The organism is Mycobacterium sp. NGS62, from assembly GCF_059812285.1.
The window spans coordinates 458,975-480,930 of record NZ_JCALCK010000002.1 but is presented as its reverse complement, the minus strand read 5'-3'; the positions used below and the strand labels follow the sequence as shown (position 1 = coordinate 480,930).

Below are 21,956 nucleotides of genomic sequence, written 5' to 3'. Positions count from 1 at the left end.
CGGATGGATGTCAGTCGGCTGGTGGCAGTGACACCCGTCGATGAGTCATGATCGAACAGTGACCGAAACCGAAGCCCGGGAGGCAGCCGAGGCGCGCCCGGACGCCACGGTGTGGCACCCGGGCGACTCGGCACCGGGCGCACCGCCCGCAGCAACTGCTGCTGCCGCAATCGAGGACGCGCTTCCCGAGCACCGATATCTCAACCGCGAGCTGAGTTGGCTGGATTTCAACGCGCGCGTCCTGGCCCTGGCCGCCGACACCTCGCTGCCGCTGCTGGAGCGGGCCAAGTTTCTGGCGATCTTCGCCTCCAACCTCGACGAGTTCTACATGGTCCGGGTGGCCGGCCTCAAGCGCCGCGACGAAATGGGACTCTCGGTGCGGTCGGCCGATGGCTTGACCCCACGCGAACAATTGCGTCGCATCGGTGAGCAAACTCAGCACATCGCCAGCCGGCACGCACGGGTGTTCCTCGATTCGGTGCGTCCCGCGCTCGCCGAGCACGGTATCTACGTCGTCACGTGGACCGAGCTGAACGAGGATGAGCGCAAGCAACTGTCGGAGTATTTCCACGAGCAGGTCTTCCCGGTTCTGACACCGTTGGCTGTCGACCCGGCTCACCCGTTCCCGTTCGTCAGTGGCCTGAGCCTGAACCTGGCGGTCACCGTCAAGCGACCCGACGACGGCGGCACTCACTTCGCCCGGGTCAAAGTGCCCGACAACGTCGATCGCTTCGTCGAGCTCGCCGCCCGCGAAAGTGCCGACGGCAAAGCGCAAGTCCGATTCCTGCCGATGGAGGAACTGATTGCGGCTTTCCTGCCGGTGCTGTTCCCCGGCTTGGAAATCGTGGAGCACCACGTGTTCCGCATTACCCGCAACGCGGACTTCGAGGTCGAAGAAGACCGCGACGAGGACCTACTGCAAGCCCTCGAGCGGGAACTGGCGCGCCGGCGATTCGGGTCCCCGGTGCGGCTCGAGGTCGCCGACGACATGACCGAGAACATGTTGGAGTTGCTGCTGCGCGAACTCGACGTGCATCCCGGCGACGTGATCAACGTGCCCGGGCTGCTGGACCTGTCGTCGCTGTGGCAGATCTACGACCTCGACCGTCCGGCACTGAAAGATCCGACCTTCGTGCCGGCCACTCATCCGGCGTTCGCCGAGCGGGAGACGCCCAAAAGTATTTTCGCCACCCTGCGCGAAGGCGACATATTGGTGCACCACCCGTATGACTCGTTTTCCACTAGCGTGCAGCGCTTCATCGAGCAGGCGGCAGCCGACCCGGGCGTACTCGCGATCAAACAAACGCTGTATCGCACGTCGGGTGATTCGCCGATCGTCACTGCACTCATCGACGCTGCCGAGGCCGGCAAGCAGGTGGTGGCGCTCGTGGAGATCAAGGCCCGCTTCGACGAGCAGGCCAACATCAAGTGGGCGCGTCAGCTCGAGCAGGCCGGCGTGCATGTGGTGTACGGGCTCGTCGGACTCAAGACACACTGCAAGACATGTTTGGTGGTGCGTCGTGAGGGTTCGACGATCCGGCGTTACTGCCACGTCGGCACCGGTAACTACAACAGCAAGACCGCGCGACTCTACGAGGACATCGGCTTGCTCACCGCAGACCCTGACATCGGTGCGGACCTGACCGACCTGTTCAACTCGCTCACCGGCTACTCACGAAAACTGACCTACCGCAATCTGCTGGTGGCTCCGCACGGCATTCGCACCGGCATCATCGAACGCGTGCAACGAGAGGTCGAGGCGCACCGCGAAAGCGGCGACGGATGGATCCGGCTGAAAGCCAACGCGCTCGTCGACGAGCAGGTCATTGATGCGCTCTATCACGCATCGCAGGCCGGGGTCTGCGTCGAGGTGGTAGTGCGCGGAATTTGCGCACTACGTCCCGGCATGGAGGGGTTCTCCGAAAACATCACCGTCCGCTCGATTCTCGGTCGCTTCCTCGAGCACTCGCGGGTCTTTCACTTCCGCGCCATCGACGAGTTCTGGATCGGCAGCGCCGACATGATGCACCGCAACCTCGACCGGCGTATCGAGGTGATGGCCCAAGTCAAAGATCCCCGGCTGACAGCACAAATGAACGACATGTTCGAGTCGGCACTGGACCCGGCCACCCGCTGCTGGGAATTGGGATCGGACGGCCAGTGGAGGGCGTCGCCGCAGGCCGGTCACACCGTGCGCGACCATCAGGTATCGCTGATGGAGCGGCACCGCAGTCCTTGACGGAAATCTCTACCCGACCGACCGGCCAGGCGCTGTGTACCAGCGGCGCCCCGATTGACCTGCAGGAGTGAGGGTGTCGACACAGAACTCGCCGGAGCGTCCAGCGAGCAAGATCGTTTGTGCCGGTGGCGCGGTGCTATGGCGCCCCGGGCACCACGAGGCCGATGTCGAAATCGCGCTCATCCACCGCCCGCGCTACGACGACTGGTCACTGCCCAAAGGCAAAGTCGATGCCGGTGAAACCGAACCGGTTGCCGCCGTGCGTGAGGTCTTCGAAGAAACCGGCCACCGCGTGCATTTGGGTAGACGCATCGCAACGGTGAGTTACCCGATCGAGCAAGGCACCAAGAAGGTGCTGTACTGGGCGGCGTGCAGCCTCGGCGGGAATTTCAGCCCGAACCGCGAAGTCGACGAGTTGCTGTGGTTGCCCGTCGCGGCGGCGATGAAGAAGGTGTCCTACCCGCAGGATCGAAAAGTTCTGCGCCGGTTCGCCAAACATCCGGCCGATACCCAGACCGTATTGGTGGTCCGGCACGGTACCGCGGGCAGCAAGAAGCGGTTCTCCGGGGATGACACCAAGCGCCCCTTGGACAAGAAGGGGCGTGCGCAGGCCGAGGCACTGGTCGGTCAGCTCTTGGCCTTCGGCGCCGACGATGTCTACGCGGCCGACCGGGTGCGGTGCCACCAGACGGTGGAACCGCTGGCCGAAGAATTGGGTGTGGTCATCTGCAACGAGCCCATGCTCACCGAGGAAGCCTATGCCGATAATCCCAAGCAAGCCCGGCGCCGGGTTTTGGAAATCGCCGGGCTGCGCGACGGTGCGCGCCGTAGACGGTCGACGCCGGGTCCGACGCATACTCCGGTGATCTGCACGCAGGGCAAGGTGATTCCGGATCTGATCGGTTGGTGGTGTGACCGCGACGGCGTGCGTCCCGACAAATCGCGCAACCGCAAGGGCAGCACCTGGGTTCTGTCGCTATCGGCGGGGCGGCTGGTGGCCGCCGATCACATCGGCAGCGCGCTGGCCACCAACGTGGTGACCTAGCACGCGGATTCGCCGCGGCCGGCCCACGCTAGGGCCGAACCGCGGCGAATCTCCGTGCTGTGATTACCTGCGCCCGCGGCGGGCGGTGGCCTTCTTGGCCGGCGACTTCTTGGCGGCAGACTTGCGGGCCGGGGCCTTAGTTGCAGTCTTGCGCGCCGTCGACTTCGTCGCTTTCCGTGCCGTCGACTTAGTGGCCTTCTTGGCCGGCGCCCGCTTGGTTGCGGCCTTCTTAGCCGGCGTCCGCTTGGTTGCGGCCTTCTTGGCCGGAGCCTTCTTCGCGGCGGTCTTCTTGGCCGGAGCCTTCTTCGCAGCCTTCTTGGCAGCCGTCTTCTTGGCCGCTTTCTTGGCCGGTGATTTCTTCGCCGCCTTCTTGGCGCCGCTTGCTACCACACCACGTTTCACGGCAGGTCCTTCCGATGGGAGACGCTGTGCGCCAGAGACAACGGCTTTGAATTGTGCGCCGGGGCGGAATGCCGGCACCGATGTCGGCTTGACCTTCACCGTCTCGCCGGTGCGGGGATTACGGGCGACGCGTGCTGCGCGACGCCGCTGTTCGAACACACCGAAGCCGGTAATGGTGACGCTGTCGCCCTTGTGCACCGCGCGCACAATGGTGTCGACGACGTTCTCCACAGCGGCGGTAGCCGACCGACGATCTGAGCCCAATTTGTCTGTGAGTACGTCAATGAGCTCTGCTTTGTTCATGCAAACCCTCCGAAGCCAGTGGCCCTTGTTGGACCGACTAGTGGACACGGTAAACCCTGACACCACTGATTTCCAAGAGCCACGCGCAATTTCAGGCGGCAATAACGGACTTTTTTGCAATCCGGTTGCCGCCCTTGGTCGGTGGCGAGGCGGCCAAATGGTCCGGGTGTAACGCCGGAATTCGGGCCTTTCCGGCCGGGTTAGGAAGCCGGAAGAGTGCGCGGTTTCCAGGCTTTCCGCGCCTCCTCGAAAGACTCGATGTGATCGAGTTTCTGCAGCGTAAGACCTATATCGTCGAGGCCTTCGGCCAGTCGCCAGGCGGTGTAATCGTCAATCGTGAACGGCACCACCACCGTTCCGGCGGACACATTCCGATCTTGAAGATTGACAGTGATTTCCAACCCCGGATGCTGCTCGATGAGCTTCCAGAGCAGTTCGACATCATCTTGGGCGACTTCGGCCGCTAAGAGGCCTGCCTTGCCCGCGTTCCCCCGGAAAATGTCGGCGAAGCGCGATGAGATCACCACCCGGAATCCATAGTCCATCAGTGCCCACACCGCGTGCTCGCGCGAGGATCCGGTTCCGAAATCAGGTCCGGCGACGAGGACTGAGCCCCTGTCGAATGGGCTGAGATTGAGCACGAAAGACGGATCGCTACGCCAGGCCGCGAACAATCCGTCTTCGAAACCCGTTCGGGTCACCCGCTTCAAATAGACGGCAGGAATGATCTGATCGGTGTCGACATTGGACCGCCGCAGCGGAACTCCGATACCGGTGTGGGTACGAAATGCTTCCATGCCCGTTCCTTTCCCTGCTAGCTCAGTCCAAGTCGGCGGGGGCCGACAGTTTCCCGCGCACGGCCGTGGCGGCGGCCACCACCGGAGACACCAGATGCGTGCGGCCGCCTTTGCCCTGCCGCCCTTCGAAGTTGCGGTTGGAGGTCGCGGCGCATCGCTCCCCTGGCGCAAGTTGGTCGGGGTTCATCCCGAGACACATCGAGCAACCGGCCTGACGCCATTCGGCGCCTGCCGCCGTGAAAACCTCGGCCAGCCCTTCTGCTTCGGCCTGCGCGCGCACCCGCATCGACCCCGGAACCACCAGCATTCGCACACCGTCGGCGATGTGCCGGTCACGCAATACGTCGGCCACCGCACGCAGATCCTCGATGCGGCCGTTGGTACAGGATCCGATGAACACCGTGTCGACGGCGATCTCCCGCATCGGGATCCCGGGTCGAAGGTCCATGTAGGCCAATGCCTTCTCGGCGGCCTGACGCTGCGCGTCGTCAGTCATCAACTCGGGATCCGGCACCGCCGCGGCCAACGGGACGCCCTGCCCGGGGTTGGTGCCCCAGGTGACAAATGGACTCAACTCGGTGGCGTCGAGATAGACCTCGGTGTCGAATTCGGCACCCTCGTCGGTGCGCAGCCCTTCCCAGTAGGCCATCGCGGCATCCCATTGGGCTCCGGTCGGCGCGTGCGGTCGGTCACGCAGGAACTCGTACGTCGTCGCATCGGGGGCCACCATTCCGGCGCGGGCGCCGGCTTCGATGCTCATATTGCACATCGTCATCCGTGCTTCCATCGACAGCGATTCGACGGTGCTGCCGCGGTATTCGATGACATGACCCTGGCCGCCGCCGGTGCCGATTTTGGCGATCACCGCCAGGATGATGTCCTTGGCGGTCACGCCCGGCGGCAATTGCCCATCGATGTTGACCGCCATCGTCTTGAACGGCCGCAGCGGCAATGTCTGGGTGGCCAACACATGTTCGACTTCCGACGTGCCGATACCCATTGCCAAAGCGCCGAATGCGCCATGGGTGGAGGTATGGCTGTCGCCGCACACGATCGTCATGCCGGGCTGGGTGAGACCCAACTGCGGCCCGATGATGTGCACGATGCCCTGGTCGATATCGCCCATCGGGTGCAGCCGGATACCGAATTCGGCGCAATTGCGCCGCAGCGTCTCGACTTGAGTCCGCGATACCGGGTCGGCGATCGGCTTGTCGATGTCGATGGTCGGTACGTTGTGGTCTTCGGTGGCGAGCGTCAGATCGGGTCGGCGTACCGGACGCCCGGCCAGCCGCAGACCCTCGAACGCCTGCGGACTGGTGACCTCGTGCACCAGATGTAAGTCGATGTAGATCAGATCCGGTTCGGTGCCGCCACCGGAGACCACGACGTGGTCGTCCCAAACCTTCTCGGCCAGAGTGCGCGTTGTCATCTCAATTCCCTTGATCTCACTATATGAGACGTTAGTATCTCTATGTGAGACATGATAGCGGCATCGGCGTCCTCGACAAAGCCGTGGGCGTGCTGCACACGATTGCGGAATCACCATGCGGATTGGCCGAATTGTGCGACCGCACCGGTCTGCCCAGGGCGACTGCGCACCGGTTGGCCGCCGGCCTGGAGGTCCATCGGCTGCTGGTGCGCGACGGCGCGGGTCGGTGGCTGCTGGGACCGGCGGTAAGCGAACTCGCGGCTGCGGTCAGCGACCCGCTGCTGGCGGCCGGCGCAGCGGTGCTGCCGCAACTGCGCGAGATCACCGGTGAAAGCGTGCAGTTGTACCGCCGCGAGGGCAGTTGGCGGATCTGTGTGGCGGCGCTGGAACCGCCTGCGGGCCTTCGCGATACCGTTCCGGTCGGGACGCGGCTACCGATGACCGCAGGGTCGGGCGCCAAAGTGCTGTTGGCTTACGCCGATGCCGCCACCCAGCAGGCGGTGTTACCGGATGCGAAATTCACCGACCGCACACTGGCCGAGGTGCGCCGGCGCGGTTGGGCGCAAAGCGCCGCCGAACGCGAGCCCGGGGTAGCCAGCGTGTCGGCGCCGGTGCGCGATAGCCGCGGTGCAGTGATCGCCGCTATTTCGGTGTCCGGGCCGATCGACCGGATGGGACGACGGCCCGGTGCGCGGTGGGCGGCCGACCTGCTGGCCGCGGCCGACGCGTTGACTCGCCGGCTTTAGTCGTTGCGTCGAGATGCAGTTTCGATGCCGTCGTCGCCGTCTCGAATCGCCGACCTGCCACACTGTCAAGCCATGGGTAGCAACCAGCGCGCGCAGATTGTCATGTCCGAAGCCGAGATCGCCGACTTCGTCGCCTCCAGCCGCACCGGCACGTTGGCCACCGTGGGGCCCGACGGGCAACCGCATCTGACCGCCATGTGGTACGGCGTGGTCGATGGCGAGATCTGGCTGGAGACCAAGGCGAAGTCGCAGAAGGCGGTGAACCTCCGGCGTGACCCGCGGGTGAGTTTCCTACTCGAGGACGGCAACACCTACGACACGCTGCGCGGGGTTTCCTTCGAAGGACACGCCGAGATTGTCGATGACTCCGAGGCGATCTTCCGGGTCGGCGTCAGCGTATGGGAGCGCTACACCGGGCCGTACACCGACGACATGAAACCGGCGGTGGATCAGATGATGAACAAGCGGGTCGCGGTGCGCATCGCCGCGCGGCGCACCCGCTCCTGGGATCATCGCAAGCTCGGGCTGCCGCATATGCCGGTGGGCGGTTCAACTGCGCCGAGTGTGCTCGCGCCGTAACAGCGCACCGGCCGGATAAGTAGCCCCGATGGGATTCGAACCCACGCTACCGCCGTGAGAGGGCGGCGTCCTAGGCCGCTAGACGACGGGGCCAGAACCGATCCGAGCTGTCAGCATAGCTCACAGCGGTATACCCACCTAATTGCTTGTGGTGGACAAACTTTGCTGGGGTACCAGGACTCGAACCTAGAATGGCTGAACCAGAATCAGCTGTGTTGCCAATTACACCATACCCCATTGGCTGCCTATAACTGCTGGTCAGCGCATCATGGGGCGGCTGCTGCCAGCGGTTGTGGGCCGACGTGCAGACTACCAAAGAATCCAGCCGCCATGCTCACGGCTGTGCCCGGGTGCCGGCGGCGCGGATTCGGTGCAGACTGCGGTCACGTCCCAACAGCTCCAGCGATTCGAACAGCGGTGGGCTGATCAACGCCCCGGTGGCCGCGACTCGGATCGGGCCGAAGGCCTTGCGTGGTTTGAGCCCCAGACCATCCAGCAGCGCATCTTTGAGGGCAGTTTCGATGCCGGCCGCGGTCCATTCCGTCACGGCGTCCAGGGCCGCCGCGGCGGCGTCGAGCACCGGACGCGCATCCGGTCCCAATTCTTTGGCGTTGGCCTTCGGATCAATTGCATACTCGTCGTCATTCAGAAACTTCAGCAGCGCCCAGGCGTCACCGAGCACGACAATGCGGGTCTGCACCAGTCCGGCCGCCGTGGCGAAAGCCGCGTCGTCCAACCCGGTCCGATGCCCGTGGGCGGCGAAGTAGTTGCGCAGCCTGTCGGTGAACTCGTCCGGGTTGAGGAGCCGGATGTGCTCGGCGTTGATTGCGTCGGCCTTCTTCTGGTCGAACCTGGCCGGATTGGCGTTGACGTCGGCGACGTCGAACGCGGCCACCATCTCCGCAAGGCTGAACACGTCGCGGTCACCGGCGATCGACCAGCCGAGCAACGCCAGATAGTTCAGCAGTCCCTCCGGAATGAAGCCGCGGTCCCGGTGCGCGAAAAGATTCGACTGCGGGTCCCGCTTGGAGAGCTTTCGGGTTCCTTCGCCTAAAACTGTTGGTAGGTGGGCGAACTCGGGAACACGCTGGGCCACCCCGATGCGAATCAGCGCCTGGTACAGCGCGATCTGCCGCGGGGTGGACGGCAGCAGATCTTCACCGCGCAGCACGTGGGTGATCTTCATCAGCGCGTCGTCGACGGGATTGACCAAGGTGTACAAGGGATCTCCGCTGGCGCGAGTCAAGGCGAAATCAGGTACGGCGCCGGCTGCGAAGTTGGTCGGTCCGCGGACCAAATCGTCCCAGCCGAGATCCTCGTCGGGCATCCGCAAGCGCACTACCGGTTGGCGACCTTCGGCCAGATAAGCCGCGCGATGTTGCGCGGTCAAATCTCGGTCGAAGTTGTCATAGCCCAGCTTGGGGCTGCGCCCGGCCGCGAGATGGCGTGCCTCGACCTCTTCGGGCGTCGAAAAGGCCTGGTAGGCCTCGCCTGCCGCCAGTAATTGGGTCACCACGTCGCGGTAGATGTCACCCCGCTGCGACTGCCGGTAGGGAGCGTAATCACCGCCGACTTCGGGGCCCTCGTCCCAATTCAGGCCGAGCCAGCGCAATGCGTCCAACAGCGCCAGATAGCTTTCCTCGCTGTCGCGTTGAGCGTCGGTGTCTTCCAGGCGGAAGACGAAGGTGCCGCCGGTGTGACGGGCATAGGCCCAATTGAACAGCGCAGTGCGGATCAGCCCGACATGCGGCACGCCGGTCGGCGACGGGCAGAACCGGACCCGCACCTCGTCGGTCATGACTTCCCTTTGCGAGCAACAGGATTGGTCAACGTACCGATTCCCTCGACGGCGACGGTCACCGTGTCGCCGTCCTCGATGGGCCCGACTCCGTCGGGCGTGCCGGTGAGGATGAGATCGCCTGGCAGCAGGGTCATCACCGCCGAGATCCATTCCACGATCGCTCCGATGTCGTGGATCATCAGCGAAGTGCGGCTCCGTTGCTTGACCTGCCCGTTGACCTCGGTGCACAACTCGAGGTCGGAGGGGTCGACGTCGGTGACGATCCACGGCCCCACGGGGCAGAACGTGTCGTGGCCCTTCGCCCGCGTCCACTGCCCGTCGGACTGCTGTTGATCGCGGGCCGTCACGTCGTTGGCGACGGTGTACCCCAGGATGGACTCGGCGGCGCGGTCAGCCGTGACGTCTTTGCAAGGGCGACTGATGACTGCGGCCAACTCGCCTTCGAAATGGACGGGAGATGCTGTGGCGGGCAATCGGATCGGCACGTTGGGTCCGATGATCGCGGTATTGGGCTTGAGGAAGATCACGGGGTCGGGAGCGGATGCACCGCCGCCCATCTCGGCGATGTGCGCGGCGTAGTTCTTGCCGACGCAGACCACCTTGCTGGCCAGCATCGGGGCCAGCAGCCGCACGTCGGCCAGCGGCCAGCTGCGACCGGTGAACGTCGGTGTGCCGAACGGATGCTCGGCGATCTCGCGGGTGGTCATCCCGTCGGGGTCTCCGGGCTCGCCTTCGATGCTGACGAAGGCGACGCCGTCGGGACTGGCAATTCGGCCAAGGCGCATTCGTCAGAGCCTAATGACGATGCGGCCATGACGCGCCGGCGCCATGGGCCGACACGGAAGAACCGACTACCTGGAACCCTGGAAAAGTGGTGACGGCTTCGATCAGCTCGACACGGCGTTGGTCATTGCTGGGAATCTCGCTGGTGGCGACATTGTCAGCCACCGTCTTCGTCAACGGCATCGCGTTCCTGATCCCCGCTCTGGACGCCGAACGCGGCATCACCCTGGCCCAAGCCGCTCTGCTTTCGGCGATGCCCAGCTTTGGCATGGTGCTCACGCTGATCGCCTGGGGCTATCTGCTGGATCTGGTCGGCGAGCGGATCGTGCTGGGAGTCGGTCTGGCGCTGACCGCGGCGGCCGCCTTCGCCGCGGCCTCGGTTCCTCCTTCCATGCTGGTGGAGGCGCCGTGTCTGTTCGTCGGCGGGATGGCCGCCGCCAGCGCCAACACCGCCAGCGGCAGGCTGGTGACCGGTTGGTTCCCGCCGGACCAGCGCGGCTTGGCTATGGGTATCCGCCAGACCGCCCAACCGCTGGGGATCGCCGTGGCGGCGCTGGTGCTGCCCGAGCTGGGCGAACGCGACTTCTCGGTGGCGCTGCTGTTCCCGGCGGCGCTGTGCGCGGGCGCCGCGGTGGTCAGCGTGATCGGCGTGCTCGATCCGCCGCGCAAGAAGCGGGGGGCGGCCAACGACGACGAGCTGGCCAATCCATACCGCAGCACGGCGGTGTTGTGGCGCATCCACCTGGCCTCGGCACTGCTGATGGTGCCGCAGACGGTGGTGTTGACGTTCATGCTGGTCTGGCTGATGCGGGATCATGGCTGGTCCACCGCCTCGGCGGGTGCGTTGGTGAGCGCGTCGCAGCTCCTCGGCGCCCTGGGCCGGATCGCCGTCGGACGATGGTCGGACCGGGTCGGCTCCCGGATGCGGCCGATCCGCACGATCGCGATGATCGCCGCGGTGGTCATGGCGCTGCTGGCGCTCACCGACCAGCTGGGATCGTCGCTTGCGGTGCTGGCCATGGTCGCCGCCTCGGTGGTCACCGTGCTCGACAATGGGCTGGCGTTCACCGCAATCCCCGAAGTCGTCGGGCCGTACTGGAGCGGACGCGCGATGGGCGCTCAGAACACCAGCCAGCGGCTGACCGCCGGTGCCGGACCGCCGATTTTCGGCGAGGTGATCGACGTCGCTGGCTATCCGCTGGCATTCGCGGTGTGCGCGCTGTTCCCGCTACTGGCCCTGCCGTTGGTGCCGGTGGGCGCGCGACTGCGCGCGAAGAGCTGACACTACTGTCGGCGCGGTGACCAATTCCGTGGACCTCGACTTGCGCGCACCTACCGTGGCCGACGGGCCGACGTTGTGGCGGATGGCCTCCGACAGCGCGACCCTCGACGTCAACCCGCCCTACGCCTACCTGCTGTGGTGCCGGGACTTCGCGGCCACCTCGGTGATCGCCCATATCGACGGCCGGCCAGCGGGGTTCCTGACCGGCTACCGCCGCCCCGAACACCCGGACACCGTGATGGTGTGGCAGATCGCGGTCAGTTCCGCGCATCGCGGCGCGGGGGCCGCCGGGCGCATGCTTGACCATCTAGCCGAGCGGTTGCAGCCCGCGGGCGTCACGAATGTTGAGGCGTCGATCACACCGGACAATGTTGCCAGCCAGCGGTTGTTCAGCGCATTCGCTCGCCGCTGGAATGCGCCGCTCGAGCGTGATGAGCTATTCGGCTCAGAGTTATTTCCGAACGATCACGCCTCTGAACAGCTGTTTCGTATTGGTCCTTTGGGGGTACCCCAGCACGGCTGAGCCGAGCAGACCCGCCGACGGAGGAGCTTGAGACCGGCTGCGGGTTCTCGGTAAGGTTGCTGATTGCGCGACGTGAACCCTCCGGCAGACCGAGTCGGGGCGTCCGAGCGGGGTGGTAAGCCGAAACAGATCGACGACTGGCAACGGAGCCCAGTCGTCTTCGCTGTTACCGACGTCGAAGACGAACCGGAACCCCGCTGCCGTACCGTCGCCGTGCGGATTCGGCTTTATCGCTCTCGTTCCGTCGTGTTGCTCGAACGGACGGAAGGTTAAACCACATTGTCCATTTTTGAGGCACTTGAATCCGAGGTGCGCAGTTATTGCCGCTCGTGGCCGGTGGTATTCGACCGGGCATCCGGCAGTCACATGTGGGACACCGAGGGACGGAAATATTTGGACTTCTTCGCCGGTGCCGGCGCGCTCAACTACGGGCACAACCATCCCGACCTCAAAGCGGCGCTACTGGAGTATCTGACCGCCGATCGGGTGGTGCACAGCCTGGACATGAACACCGTCGCCAAGGCGCGGTTCCTGGAACGTTTCGACGAGGTGATCCTGCGGCCCCGCGGACTGGACTACAAAGTGCAGTTCCCCGGCCCCACCGGCGCTAACTCGGTGGAGTCGGCGCTGAAACTGGCCCGCAAAGTCACCGGCCGGGAAAGCGTGATCAGCTTCACCAACGCGTTTCACGGCATGACTCTGGGCGCGCTGAGCGTCACCGGCAACTCGATGAAGCGGGGCGGGGCCGGCATTCCCCTGGTGCACGCCACCCCGATGCCCTACGACCACTATCTCGACGACACCACGCCCGACTTCATGTGGTTCGAGCGACTGTTGGACGACAACGGCAGTGGGCTGAACCAGCCGGCGGCGGTGATCGTCGAGACTGTCCAGGGCGAGGGCGGCATCAACGTCGCCCGGCTGCAGTGGTTGCGGGGGCTGGCCGAGGTGTGCCGTCGCCACGAGTTGCTGCTGATCGTCGACGACGTGCAGATGGGCTGCGGGCGCACCGGGCCGTTCTTCAGCTTCGAGGCCGCCGGCATCGTGCCCGATATCGTGTGCCTGTCCAAGTCGATCAGCGGCTATGGGCTGCCGATGGCACTCACCTTGTTCAAGCCCGAACTCGACGTGTGGGAGCCCGGTGAGCACAACGGCACCTTCCGCGGTCACAACCCGGCGTTCGTCACTGCCACTGCTGCGCTGGACTTCTGGACCGATGACCAGCTCAGCAAAAGCGTCTTGCGCAAGGGCGAGCAGATCGAGCGGACGCTGAGCGACGTGGTCGCGCCCGTCGACGGGGTGCAGGTCCGCGGACGCGGTCTGGTGCAGGGTCTGGCGTTCGATCGTCCCGAGCTGGCCGGCGCGGTGTGCCGGGCGGCCTTCGAGCGCGGGATGCTGCTCGAGACGTCCGGCGCGCAGAGCGAGGTGGTCAAGATGATGCCGCCGCTGGTGATCGAGGACACCGAGATCGAGCAGGGCCTGGAGATCGTGTCGGAGTCGATCAAGGCGGCTACTGCGCGACCGCTGGCCGGGGTCGGCGCGAACGGGAAGGGCGACCGATGATCGTCCGTACCCTGTCCGAGATCAGCGGCACCGACCGCGACGTTCAGGCAGAAACCTGGAACAGCCAGCGGCTGCTGCTGGCGCGTGATGGGCAGTCGTTCTCGATGCACGAGACCGTGCTGTATGCCGGTACCGAAACCACCATGTGGTACGCGAACCACGTGGAAGCGGTGTACTGCGTTGGCGGCGAAGGCGAACTGGTGAACGACGAGACCGGCGAAGTACACCCGCTGCGCGATGGGACCTTGTATCTACTTGACGGCCACGAGCATCACCGGGTCCGCGCCCACGCCGACTTGCGCATGGTGTGCGTGTTCACTCCGCCGGTGACCGGCCGTGAGGTGCACGACGAGACTGGGGCTTATCCGTTGATCGTGGAGGAGACGGAGGCGACCGCGTGACGGCCACAGTGACCGATCGCTACGACCGCTACCCGACTCGCAGCGACGTCAAGATTGGGATCGAACCACGCCACGACCCCGTGGTGTGGGCTCCCGATCGTGTCAGCGGTCCGCTCGAGCGGGCGGTGGTCGACCGTTTCGACGCCGACGGGTTCCTGAGCGTGGACACCCTGCTCGACCCCGACGTCGTGGCCGATCTGCGGGCCGAGCTGGACACCCTGCGCACCGACCCGATCTTGGCCGACGACGAACGCTCGGTGCTCGAGCCCGACAGCCGCGAGATCAGGTCGATCTTCGAGGTCCACAAGGTGAGTCCGGCGTTCGCCGCGCTGATCGCCGATCCGCGGCTGGTCGGTCCGGTCCGTCAGCTGCTCGGCTCGGATGTGTACGTGCACCAGAGCCGGATCAACTTCAAGCCGGGTTTCAACGGCCAGGAGTTCTTCTGGCATTCCGACTTCGAGACCTGGCACGCCGAGGACGGCATGCCCGCCCCACGCGCGGTCAGCGTTTCGGTCGCGCTGACCGAGAACCTTGACTGCAACGGCTCGCTGATGATCATGCCCGGGTCGCATAAGTGGTTCGTGTCCTGCCCGGGCGAGACGCCGCCCGATCACTACCGCTCGTCGCTGCGCCGTCAGGAGATCGGCACCCCCGACGACGCCAGCCTGACCTGGCTGGCCAACGAGCGGGGTATTCGCCAGTTCATCGGTCCGGCGGGATCGGCGGTGTTCTTCGACAGCAACTGCATGCACGGGTCGAACAGCAACATCACGCCCTATCCCCGTTCGAACGTGTTCATCGTGTACAACAGCGTGGAAAACACGCTGGTCGAACCGTTCGGTGCTGCCGATCCTCGTCCCAGCTTCATCGCCAGTCGCAGCTTCCATCCGCTCTGATCTCCGGTGTTTCGCCAACCGCACGCCGTGAATGCGTGTGGAACGATGGATTGAATGGCGACGGAGTCGATCGGTACCGGAGCGCGCTGGTCGATGGTGGCCATCTCGCTGGCGGTTACGGCAAGCGCTTTCATCTTCATCAACGGCGTCGCCTTTCTGATTCCGGCACTGGAAAACGACCGCGGCACGCCGCTGGCGCAGGCCGGTCTGCTGGCGTCGATGCCGAGCTTCGGCATGGTGGTGACCCTGATCGCCTGGGGCTACCTGCTCGACCGGATCGGCGAGCGGATCGTGCTCACGGTCGGTTCGGTGCTGACTGCGGCGGCCGCCTACGCCGCGACGACCATGCATTCTTTGATGGCGATCGGTGCGTTCCTGTTCGTCGGCGGCATGGCGGCCGCCAGCTGCAACGCGGCCGGCGGGCGGCTGGTCTCCGGGTGGTTTCCTCCGCACCAGCGCGGGTTGGCGATGGGGATCCGGCAGACCGCGCAGCCGCTGGGAATCGCGTTGGGCGCGCTGGTGATTCCCGAGCTGGCCGAGCACGGGCCAATGGCCGGACTGACGTTTCCGGCGCTGATGTGCACCGTGTCGGCGGTGGCGAGCGCGATCGGTGTGATCGACCCGCCGCGTAAGCCACGCACGGCGGCCAGCAAGGAAGAGCTGGCCAATCCGTACCGCGGACCGCAGGTGCTGCGCCGAATCCACGCGTCGTCGGCGCTGCTGATGATGCCGCAGACGGTGACCGTAACGTTCATGCTGGTGTGGTTGATCAACAAGCACGGCTGGTCGATCGCGTCGGCCGGGACGCTGGTCACTGTCTCGCAGCTACTCGGTGCGGTGGGCCGCGTCCTGGTCGGGCGGTGGTCGGATCGCGTCGGCTCCCGGTTGCGGCCGGTACGCATGATCGGCATCGCCGGCGGCCTGGCGCTGGTGTTGCTGGCGATCGCCGATCATCTGAAGTCGGCATATGCCGTGCCGCTGATGGTGGCCGCATCGGTGATCGCGGTGCTCGACAATGGGCTGGAGTCCACCGCGATCACCGAATACGCCGGACCGTATTGGAGCGGACGTGCGCTGGGTCTGCAGAACACCTATCAGCGGTTGATGGCCGCCGGCGGGCCCCCGGTGTTCGGCGCGCTGATCGTGGCCAGCGGCTATCCGGCGGCCTTCTTGGTGTGCGGGTTGTTTCCGTTGGTCGCGACGCCGCTGGTGCCGGCCTCGGTGCTGCCGCCCGAACTGGAGGCTAAAGCTCAGCAGCGATCCGGTCGCCCACCTGACGGGTCGAAAACCGCTGCGTCCCCCGAGTCTCCAGATGGGTCGCCACTGCCCGGTCCACTCGCGCAGCAGCGGCGTCTTCGCCGACGTGGGACAACAGCAGCGCCACCGACATAATCGCCGCGGACGGGTCTGCGACGCCCTGCCCGGCAATATCGGGCGCGCTGCCGTGCACCGGCTCGAACATCGACGGATTGGTCCTGGTGGCGTCGATGTTGCCGCTGGCCGCCAACCCGATACCGCCACATACCGCGGCGGCCAGGTCGGTGACGATGTCGCCGAACAGGTTGTCGGTGACGATCACGTCGAACCGGCCGGGGTCGGTGACCATGTAGATGGTCGCGGCGTCCGTGTGGCAGTAGGCGATCTCGACGTCGGGATACTCCTCTGCCTTGACCTGCTGCACGGTGCGCCACCACAGGTCTCCGGCGAAGGTGATCACATTCGTCTTGTGTAGCAGGGTCAGGTGTTTGCGCCGCCGCTGCGCGCGTTCGAACGCATCCCGCACCACTCGCCGCACCCCGTAGGCAGTGTTGACGCTGACCTCGGTGGCGATCTCCTGCGCAGTGCCGCGCCGGATGATGCCGCCGTTGCCGGCGTAGGGACCCTCGGTGCCCTCGCGCACCACCACGAAGTCGATTTTCGGATCTCCTGCCAGCGGGCTGCTGACCCCCGGGTACAGCCGGGCCGGCCGCAGGTTGACGTAGTGGTCGAGTTCGAAGCGCAGGCGCAGCAGCAGGCCACGCTCGAGCACGCCGCTGGGCACCGACGGATCACCGACTGCGCCGAGCAGGATCGCGTCGTGCGCGCGCAACTCGCTGAGCACCGAGTCGGGCAGCACTTCCCCGCTGGCGTGAAAGCGCCGGGCGCCCAGGTCGTAGTTCGTCGTCTCCACATCCGGCAGCACCGCGTCGAGGACTTTGACCGCTTCGGCCACCACCTCTGGGCCGATACCGTCACCGCCGATGATCGCCAACTTCATGACAGGTCCACCACCTCGAGTTTGTTGGCCTCGACGGCCGCGCCGATCGCCGACCGGACATCCCCGGGCACATCGCGATCCAGGCGCAACAAGATCGTTGCGCCCGGGCCTTCGGCGTCCTCGGACAGTTGCGCGGCGTGGATGTTGACCCCGGCCCCGCCCAGCAGTGTGCCGATCTTGCCCAGCGCCCCGGGCTGGTCGACATAGTTGATCACCAGGTTGGTGCCCTGGGCCCGCAGGTCGAAGTTGCGCTCGTTGATCTGCACGATCTTCTCCACCAGCTGCGGTCCGGACAACGTGCCGGCAACGTTGACGACCGAGCCGTCGGAGCCGACCGCGCGCACGTCGACGACACTGCGGTGGTTGGGGCTTTCGGTGGCGGTGCTGATGTCGGCGGCGACGCCGCGTTCGCCGGCCAACGCCGGCGCATTGACGAATGTCACCGGGTCTTCGATCACCGCCGAGAACAGACCGCGCAGAGCCGAAAGTCGCAGCACCTCAACGTCTTCGGCAGCCAACTCGCCCCGTACCTGTATCGACAGCGTCACCGGCAGCTCGTCGGACAGTGCACCCGCCAGTACACCGAGCTTGCGGACCAGGTCCAGCCACGGCGCAACTTCCTCGTTGACCACCCCGGCGCCGACGTTGACCGCGTCGGGGACGAACTCGCCGGCCAGTGCCAGCTTCACGCTCGCCGCCACATCGGTGCCGGCCCGGTCTTGAGCTTCGGCGGTCGAGGCGCCCAAGTGGGGAGTTACCACGACTTGCGGCAGGTCGAACAGCGGGCTGTCGGTGCACGGCTCGCTGGCGAATACGTCGATACCCGCGCCGCGGACGTGCCCGCTGGACACCGCCTCGGCCAACGCGGCCTCGTCGACCAGCCCGCCGCGTGCGGCGTTGACGATGATGACACCCGGCTTGGTCTTGGCCAGCGCCTCCTTGCCGATCAGGCCGGCCGTCTCGGGTGTCTTGGGCAGGTGCACCGAGATGAAGTCGGCGCGGCCCAGCAGCTCGTCGAGGGCCAGCAGCTCGATACCCAGCTGCGCGGCCCGCGCCGGCGACACGTACGGGTCATAGGCGACGACGTGGGCGCCGAAGGCCGCCAGCCGCTGCGCGACCAGCTGCCCGATGCGGCCCAGCCCGACCACGCCGACGGTGTGGCCGAAGATCTCCGTGCCGGAGAACGACGAGCGCTTCCACTCGTGCGCGTGCAGCGAGGCGTCGGCCACGGTGATCTGGCGGGCCGCGGCCAGTAGCAGCGCGATGGCATGCTCTGCGGCGCTGTGGATGTTCGATGTGGGTGCGTTGACCACCAGCACGCCGCGGGCGGTGGCGGCCTCGACGTCGACGTTGTCCAACCCGACGCCGGCGCGGGCGACGATCTTGAGCTTGGACCCGGCGGCCAGCACTTCGGCGTCGACGGTGGTGGCCGAGCGCACCAGCAGCGCGTCGGCGTCCGGTACCGCAGCCAACAGTTTTTCGCGATCCGGGCCGTCGACCCAGCGCACCTCGACCTGGTCGCCCAGGGCTTCGACGGTTGATTCGGCAAGTTTGTCGGCGATCAAGACAACAGGCAGGCTCACCCGGCCAGCGTAGCGGCGACCGTGGGACCGGCGACGATGCGGGCCGCGCCGGCCCCACCAATGCGTTGACTCTGCGCTGACCAGGCGAGCTACTCGCACTTTTGCCTGGTAGCCGCAGAGTCAATGGCTGTGTCGGAGTGACCGGCCTGGCCTGACCGCGTAGCCCGCCGGTCCCTACCATCACGGGATGGACGTCACCGTGGTCGGTAGCGGGCCCAACGGGCTGACCGCCGCCGTCATCTGCGCACGCGCGGGGTTGAGCGTGCAGGTCATCGAGGCGCAGCCGACGTTCGGTGGTGGCGCCCGCACCGCCGCCGATCCAGAGTTTCCCGGGGTGTCGCACGACATCTGCTCGGCGGTGCACCCACTGGCGCTCGCGTCGCCGTTCCTGGCGCAGTTCGACCTGCCCGCGCGCGGTGTGCAGTTGGCGGTACCAGAGCTGGCATATGCCAACCCGCTACCGGACCGGCCGGCGGCGATCGCCTACCACGATCTCGAACGGACCTGCGACGGCTTAGAGCACGGCGCGTCATGGCGGCGCCTCCTGGGCCCGCTGGTGGCTGACTCCGAGGCGGTGGTGGGATTGCTGCTCGGCGACAAACGCTCGGTGCCGACGGATGTGCTGCCGGCTCTGCACCTGGGCTTACGGATGCTCGCGCAAGCCACTCCCGCGTGGCGGTCACTGGCCGGCGAGGACGCTCGAGCGCTGTTCAGTGGTGTTGCCGCTCATACGATTTCGCGCATGCCGTCGCTGGTGTCGGCGGCCGCCGGGCTGATGCTGGCGACGCTGGGCCATTCGGTCGGCTGGCCCATTCCGGTGGGCGGCAGCCAGGCGATCGCCAATGCGCTGATCGCCGATCTGCGGGCGCACGGCGGCGAATTGACCGCCGGGATGGAGATCACCGAGCCGCCCGGCGGTGTCGTGTTGTATGACACCGCTCCGACGGCGCTATTGCGCATCTACGGCGATACGTTGCCCGCCGGCTATGCGAAAGCCTTGCGTGGCTACCACTTTGGTCCTGGGGTCGCGAAGGTCGATTTCGTGCTCAGCGACGACATTCCGTGGACCGACGCGCGGCTGGCGCAGGTACCCACCTTCCACCTCGGCGGCACCCGTGCGCAGATGGCGCGAGCCGAATCGGAGGTGGCCGCCGGACGGCATGCGGAGTGGCCGATGGTGCTGGCTGCTACTCCGTACGTTTGCGACCCGGGCCGGATCGATACAGAGGGACGTCGGCCGCTGTGGACCTACGCGCATGTCCCCTCGGGTTCTACCGTTGACCAAACCGAAGCCGTCACGACGATATTCGAGCGGTTTGCGCCCGGCTTCCGCGACATCGTGGTCGCCGCGCGCAGCGTGCCCGCAGCGCGGCTGGCCGATCACAACGCGAATTATGTCGGCGGTGACATCGGGATGGGTGGGAATTCCGCCTGGCGTGCGATCGTCGGCCCGACCCCGCGACTCAATCCCTGGGCGACACCGATTCCCAAGGCGTATTTGTGTTCGGCGGCCACTCCCCCGGGCGGCGGCGTGCATGGCATGTGCGGCTACTACGCCGCGCGCAGTGTGCTCAAGCGCGAGTTCGGGATCACCGCGATGCCTACGATGGCGCCATGACGAACCTCGCGGTCATCTATTACTCCGCTACCGGTCACGGCACGACGATGGCCAAACACGTCGCCGCAGCGGCCGAGTCCGCGGGCGCCGAGGTGCGGGTTCGCCCCGTCGCCGAAACCCGCGACCCGGAATCGTTTGCCGGCAATCCGGCGTGGACGGCGAACTATAACGCCACCAAGCACTTGCCGGTCGCGACGGGCGATGACATCGTCTGGGCCGACGCGGTGATCTTCGGCTCACCGACCCGGTTCGGCTCGCCCGCATCGCAATTGCGCAACTTTCTCGACTCGCTGGGCGGGTTGTGGGCCGAGGGCAAGCTTGCCGACAAGGTGTATGCGGGCTTCACGTCGTCGAACACCGTCCACGGTGGCCAAGAGACCACGCTGCTGGCGCTTTACCTCACGCTGATGCATTTCGGCGGCATCCTGGTGCCGCCGGGATACACCGATCCGTGCAAGTTCGTCGACGGCAATCCCTATGGGGTGAGCCTGGTTTCCACCCACGACAACATCCACGAGTTCGACGATCCCATCAACCACGCTTTGGAGCACCTGGCTCGGCGGGTGGTGTCGGTCGCCGACCGGCTGACGTCTTGACCGTGCCGAGCGTGCGCAAACCCGGGAATCCGCCCGGCGTGTCGGCCGGGGACACGCACGCTCGGCCCAAACGTCAGGCGGTCTCGGTGATGGGGCGGTCGACCCAGCTCATCAGATCGCGCAGCTTCTTGCCGGTCACCTCGATGGGATGCTCGGCGTTTTCCTTGCGCAACCGGGTGAGTTCCTTGCCGCCGCCCTCGACGTCGGCGACCAGCTTCTTGACGAAGCTGCCGTCCTGGATGTCGCGCAGGATGGTGCGCATCCGCTCTTTGGCGTCGGCGTCGATCACCCGCGGACCCGAAAGGTAGCCGCCGAACTCCGCGGTGTCAGACACCGAGTAGTTCATCCGCGCGATACCGCCCTCGTACATCAGGTCGACGATCAGCTTGAGTTCGTGCAGCACCTCGAAGTAGGCCATCTCCGGCGCGTAACCGGCCTCGACCATCACGTCGAACCCGGCCTTGACCAATTCCTCGGTGCCGCCGCACAACACGGCCTGCTCACCGAACAGGTCGGTCTCGGTCTCTTCCTTGAACGTGGTCTTGATGACGCCGGCGCGCGTGCCGCCGATGCCTTTGGCGTAGGACAGCGCGAGCGCCTCGCCTTCCCCGCTGGGGTCCTGGTCCACCGCGATCAGGCAGGGCACACCCTTGCCGTCGACGAATTGGCGGCGCACCAAATGCCCCGGGCCCTTCGGCGCGACCATCCCCACGGTGATATCAGCGGCAGGCTTGATCAGGTCGAAGTGAATGTTGAGCCCGTGGCCGAAGAACAGCGCGTTGCCCGCCTCGAGGTTGGGCTCGATGTCGTTTTTGAAGATGTCGGCCTGCGCGGTGTCGGGTGCCAGCAGCATGATCACGTCGGCCCACTTGGCCACCTCGGCCGGGGTGTCGACCGCAAGGCCCTGCTCGGCGACCTTGGCCCGCGACTTCGAGCCCTCCTTCAGGCCCACCTTCACCTGGACGCCGGAGTCGCGCAGGCTCAGCGAGTGCGCGTGGCCTTGGCTGCCGTATCCGATGACGCCGACCTTGCGGCCCTGGATGATCGACAGGTCGGCGTCGTCGTCGTAGAACATCTCGCTAGAGACCGATGTCACTTGTCTTCTCTCCCTTA

At 66.0% G+C, this 21,956-nt stretch carries 19 protein-coding genes, 2 tRNA genes and 1 pseudogene; 12 read left to right on the top strand and 10 right to left on the bottom strand.

Annotated elements, in window-relative coordinates:
• The first annotated feature begins 40 nt into the window (after window positions 1–40).
• Together AC5Y49_RS07210 and mutT1 are read left to right on the top strand one after the other, a co-directional pair.
• Window positions 41–2,239 carry an RNA degradosome polyphosphate kinase gene (locus AC5Y49_RS07210; protein WP_499885337.1) on the top strand — a complete coding sequence of 733 codons (2,199 nt, stop codon included), beginning with the start codon at window positions 41–43 and terminating at the stop codon, window positions 2,237–2,239.
• Between the two features lie 73 nt (window positions 2,240–2,312).
• On the top strand, window positions 2,313–3,284 hold the full coding sequence (gene mutT1 / locus AC5Y49_RS07205; RefSeq protein WP_499885334.1) for an 8-oxo-(d)GTP phosphatase MutT1: 972 nt from the start codon (window positions 2,313–2,315) through the stop codon (window positions 3,282–3,284).
• 63 nt (window positions 3,285–3,347) lie between these two features.
• On the opposite strand, the gene AC5Y49_RS07200 is transcribed toward mutT1, so the two are convergent.
• The 3 genes from AC5Y49_RS07200 to leuC all read right to left on the bottom strand — a co-directional run bounded on the left by AC5Y49_RS07200 (window position 3,348) and on the right by leuC (window position 6,215).
• The gene (locus AC5Y49_RS07200) at window positions 3,348–3,989 is read right to left on the bottom strand and encodes an HU family DNA-binding protein (protein WP_499885331.1); all 642 of its coding nucleotides are present in this window, start codon (window positions 3,987–3,989) and stop codon (window positions 3,348–3,350) included.
• Window positions 3,990–4,189: 200 nt separating this feature from the next.
• Window positions 4,190–4,786, bottom strand: coding sequence for a 3-isopropylmalate dehydratase small subunit (gene leuD / locus AC5Y49_RS07195; RefSeq protein WP_499885330.1), 597 nt, complete (start codon window positions 4,784–4,786; stop codon window positions 4,190–4,192).
• 22 nt (window positions 4,787–4,808) lie between these two features.
• Window positions 4,809–6,215, bottom strand: a complete 1,407-nt coding sequence (leuC, locus tag AC5Y49_RS07190; protein ID WP_499885328.1) for a 3-isopropylmalate dehydratase large subunit — start codon at window positions 6,213–6,215, stop codon at window positions 4,809–4,811.
• A 44-nt stretch (window positions 6,216–6,259) separates the two neighbouring features.
• Between leuC and AC5Y49_RS07185 the strand changes: the two genes are divergently transcribed.
• Window positions 6,260–6,961 (top strand): IclR family transcriptional regulator, encoded by a 702-nt coding sequence (locus AC5Y49_RS07185; RefSeq protein WP_499885326.1) that lies wholly within the window; start codon window positions 6,260–6,262, stop codon window positions 6,959–6,961.
• A gap of 72 nt (window positions 6,962–7,033) precedes the next feature.
• Window positions 7,034–7,540 (top strand): pyridoxamine 5'-phosphate oxidase family protein, encoded by a 507-nt coding sequence (locus AC5Y49_RS07180; RefSeq protein WP_499885324.1) that lies wholly within the window; start codon window positions 7,034–7,036, stop codon window positions 7,538–7,540.
• 20 nt (window positions 7,541–7,560) lie between these two features.
• Here the strand turns inward: AC5Y49_RS07180 and AC5Y49_RS07175 are convergent.
• The 4 genes from AC5Y49_RS07175 to AC5Y49_RS07160 form a co-directional block, all read right to left on the bottom strand.
• A tRNA-Glu gene (locus AC5Y49_RS07175) sits at window positions 7,561–7,633 on the bottom strand.
• Between the two features lie 72 nt (window positions 7,634–7,705).
• A tRNA-Gln gene (locus AC5Y49_RS07170) sits at window positions 7,706–7,777 on the bottom strand.
• Window positions 7,778–7,874: 97 nt separating this feature from the next.
• Entirely contained in the window at window positions 7,875–9,338 is a 1,464-nt protein-coding gene (gene gltX / locus AC5Y49_RS07165) for a glutamate--tRNA ligase (protein ID WP_499885322.1), read from the bottom strand.
• Complete coding sequence (locus AC5Y49_RS07160; protein ID WP_499885320.1) at window positions 9,335–10,126, bottom strand: fumarylacetoacetate hydrolase family protein; 792 nt, start codon at window positions 10,124–10,126, stop codon at window positions 9,335–9,337. The genes gltX and AC5Y49_RS07160 overlap by 4 nt, the downstream gene beginning before the upstream one ends.
• Before the next feature lie 86 nt (window positions 10,127–10,212).
• Between AC5Y49_RS07160 and AC5Y49_RS07155 the strand changes: the two genes are divergently transcribed.
• The 6 genes and pseudogenes from AC5Y49_RS07155 to AC5Y49_RS07130 all read left to right on the top strand — a co-directional run.
• Window positions 10,213–11,406 carry an MFS transporter gene (locus AC5Y49_RS07155; RefSeq protein ID WP_499885318.1) on the top strand — a complete coding sequence of 398 codons (1,194 nt, stop codon included), beginning with the start codon at window positions 10,213–10,215 and terminating at the stop codon, window positions 11,404–11,406.
• 16 nt (window positions 11,407–11,422) lie between these two features.
• On the top strand, window positions 11,423–11,929 hold the full coding sequence (ectA, locus tag AC5Y49_RS07150; protein WP_499885317.1) for a diaminobutyrate acetyltransferase: 507 nt from the start codon (window positions 11,423–11,425) through the stop codon (window positions 11,927–11,929).
• A gap of 279 nt (window positions 11,930–12,208) precedes the next feature.
• Window positions 12,209–13,492 carry a diaminobutyrate--2-oxoglutarate transaminase gene (ectB, locus tag AC5Y49_RS07145; RefSeq protein ID WP_499885315.1) on the top strand — a complete coding sequence of 428 codons (1,284 nt, stop codon included), beginning with the start codon at window positions 12,209–12,211 and terminating at the stop codon, window positions 13,490–13,492.
• Window positions 13,489–13,893 (top strand): ectoine synthase, encoded by a 405-nt coding sequence (locus AC5Y49_RS07140; protein WP_499885312.1) that lies wholly within the window; start codon window positions 13,489–13,491, stop codon window positions 13,891–13,893. The genes ectB and AC5Y49_RS07140 overlap by 4 nt, the downstream gene beginning before the upstream one ends.
• A complete protein-coding gene (thpD, locus tag AC5Y49_RS07135) occupies window positions 13,890–14,789 on the top strand; it encodes an ectoine hydroxylase (RefSeq protein WP_499885309.1) in 900 nt (299 codons plus the stop codon). The genes AC5Y49_RS07140 and thpD overlap by 4 nt, the downstream gene beginning before the upstream one ends.
• Window positions 14,790–14,843: 54 nt before the next feature.
• Window positions 14,844–15,899 (top strand): annotated as a pseudogene (locus AC5Y49_RS07130) (MFS transporter); the annotation flags it as partial.
• A gap of 133 nt (window positions 15,900–16,032) precedes the next feature.
• On the opposite strand, the gene AC5Y49_RS07125 reads toward AC5Y49_RS07130, so the two are convergent.
• Window positions 16,033–17,046, bottom strand: a complete 1,014-nt coding sequence (locus AC5Y49_RS07125) for a 3-isopropylmalate dehydrogenase (protein WP_499885306.1) — start codon at window positions 17,044–17,046, stop codon at window positions 16,033–16,035.
• Window positions 17,043–18,629 carry a phosphoglycerate dehydrogenase gene (serA, locus tag AC5Y49_RS07120; RefSeq protein ID WP_499885302.1) on the bottom strand — a complete coding sequence of 529 codons (1,587 nt, stop codon included), beginning with the start codon at window positions 18,627–18,629 and terminating at the stop codon, window positions 17,043–17,045. Before serA ends, AC5Y49_RS07125 begins: the two co-directional genes overlap by 4 nt.
• 187 nt (window positions 18,630–18,816) lie before the next feature.
• Here serA and AC5Y49_RS07115 point away from each other — a divergent pair, with 187 nt between their 5' ends.
• Both AC5Y49_RS07115 and wrbA read left to right on the top strand, forming a co-directional pair.
• Window positions 18,817–20,247, top strand: coding sequence for a phytoene desaturase family protein (locus tag AC5Y49_RS07115; protein ID WP_499885300.1), 1,431 nt, complete (start codon window positions 18,817–18,819; stop codon window positions 20,245–20,247).
• Window positions 20,244–20,843: an NAD(P)H:quinone oxidoreductase gene (wrbA, locus tag AC5Y49_RS07110; RefSeq protein ID WP_499885299.1), complete on the top strand. Its 600-nt coding sequence runs from the start codon at window positions 20,244–20,246 to the stop codon at window positions 20,841–20,843. Before AC5Y49_RS07115 ends, wrbA begins: the two co-directional genes overlap by 4 nt.
• A gap of 73 nt (window positions 20,844–20,916) precedes the next feature.
• Here wrbA and ilvC read toward each other — a convergent pair whose 3' ends face one another.
• On the bottom strand, window positions 20,917–21,918 hold the full coding sequence (gene ilvC / locus AC5Y49_RS07105; protein WP_499886299.1) for a ketol-acid reductoisomerase: 1,002 nt from the start codon (window positions 21,916–21,918) through the stop codon (window positions 20,917–20,919).
• Window positions 21,919–21,956 lie beyond the last annotated feature (38 nt).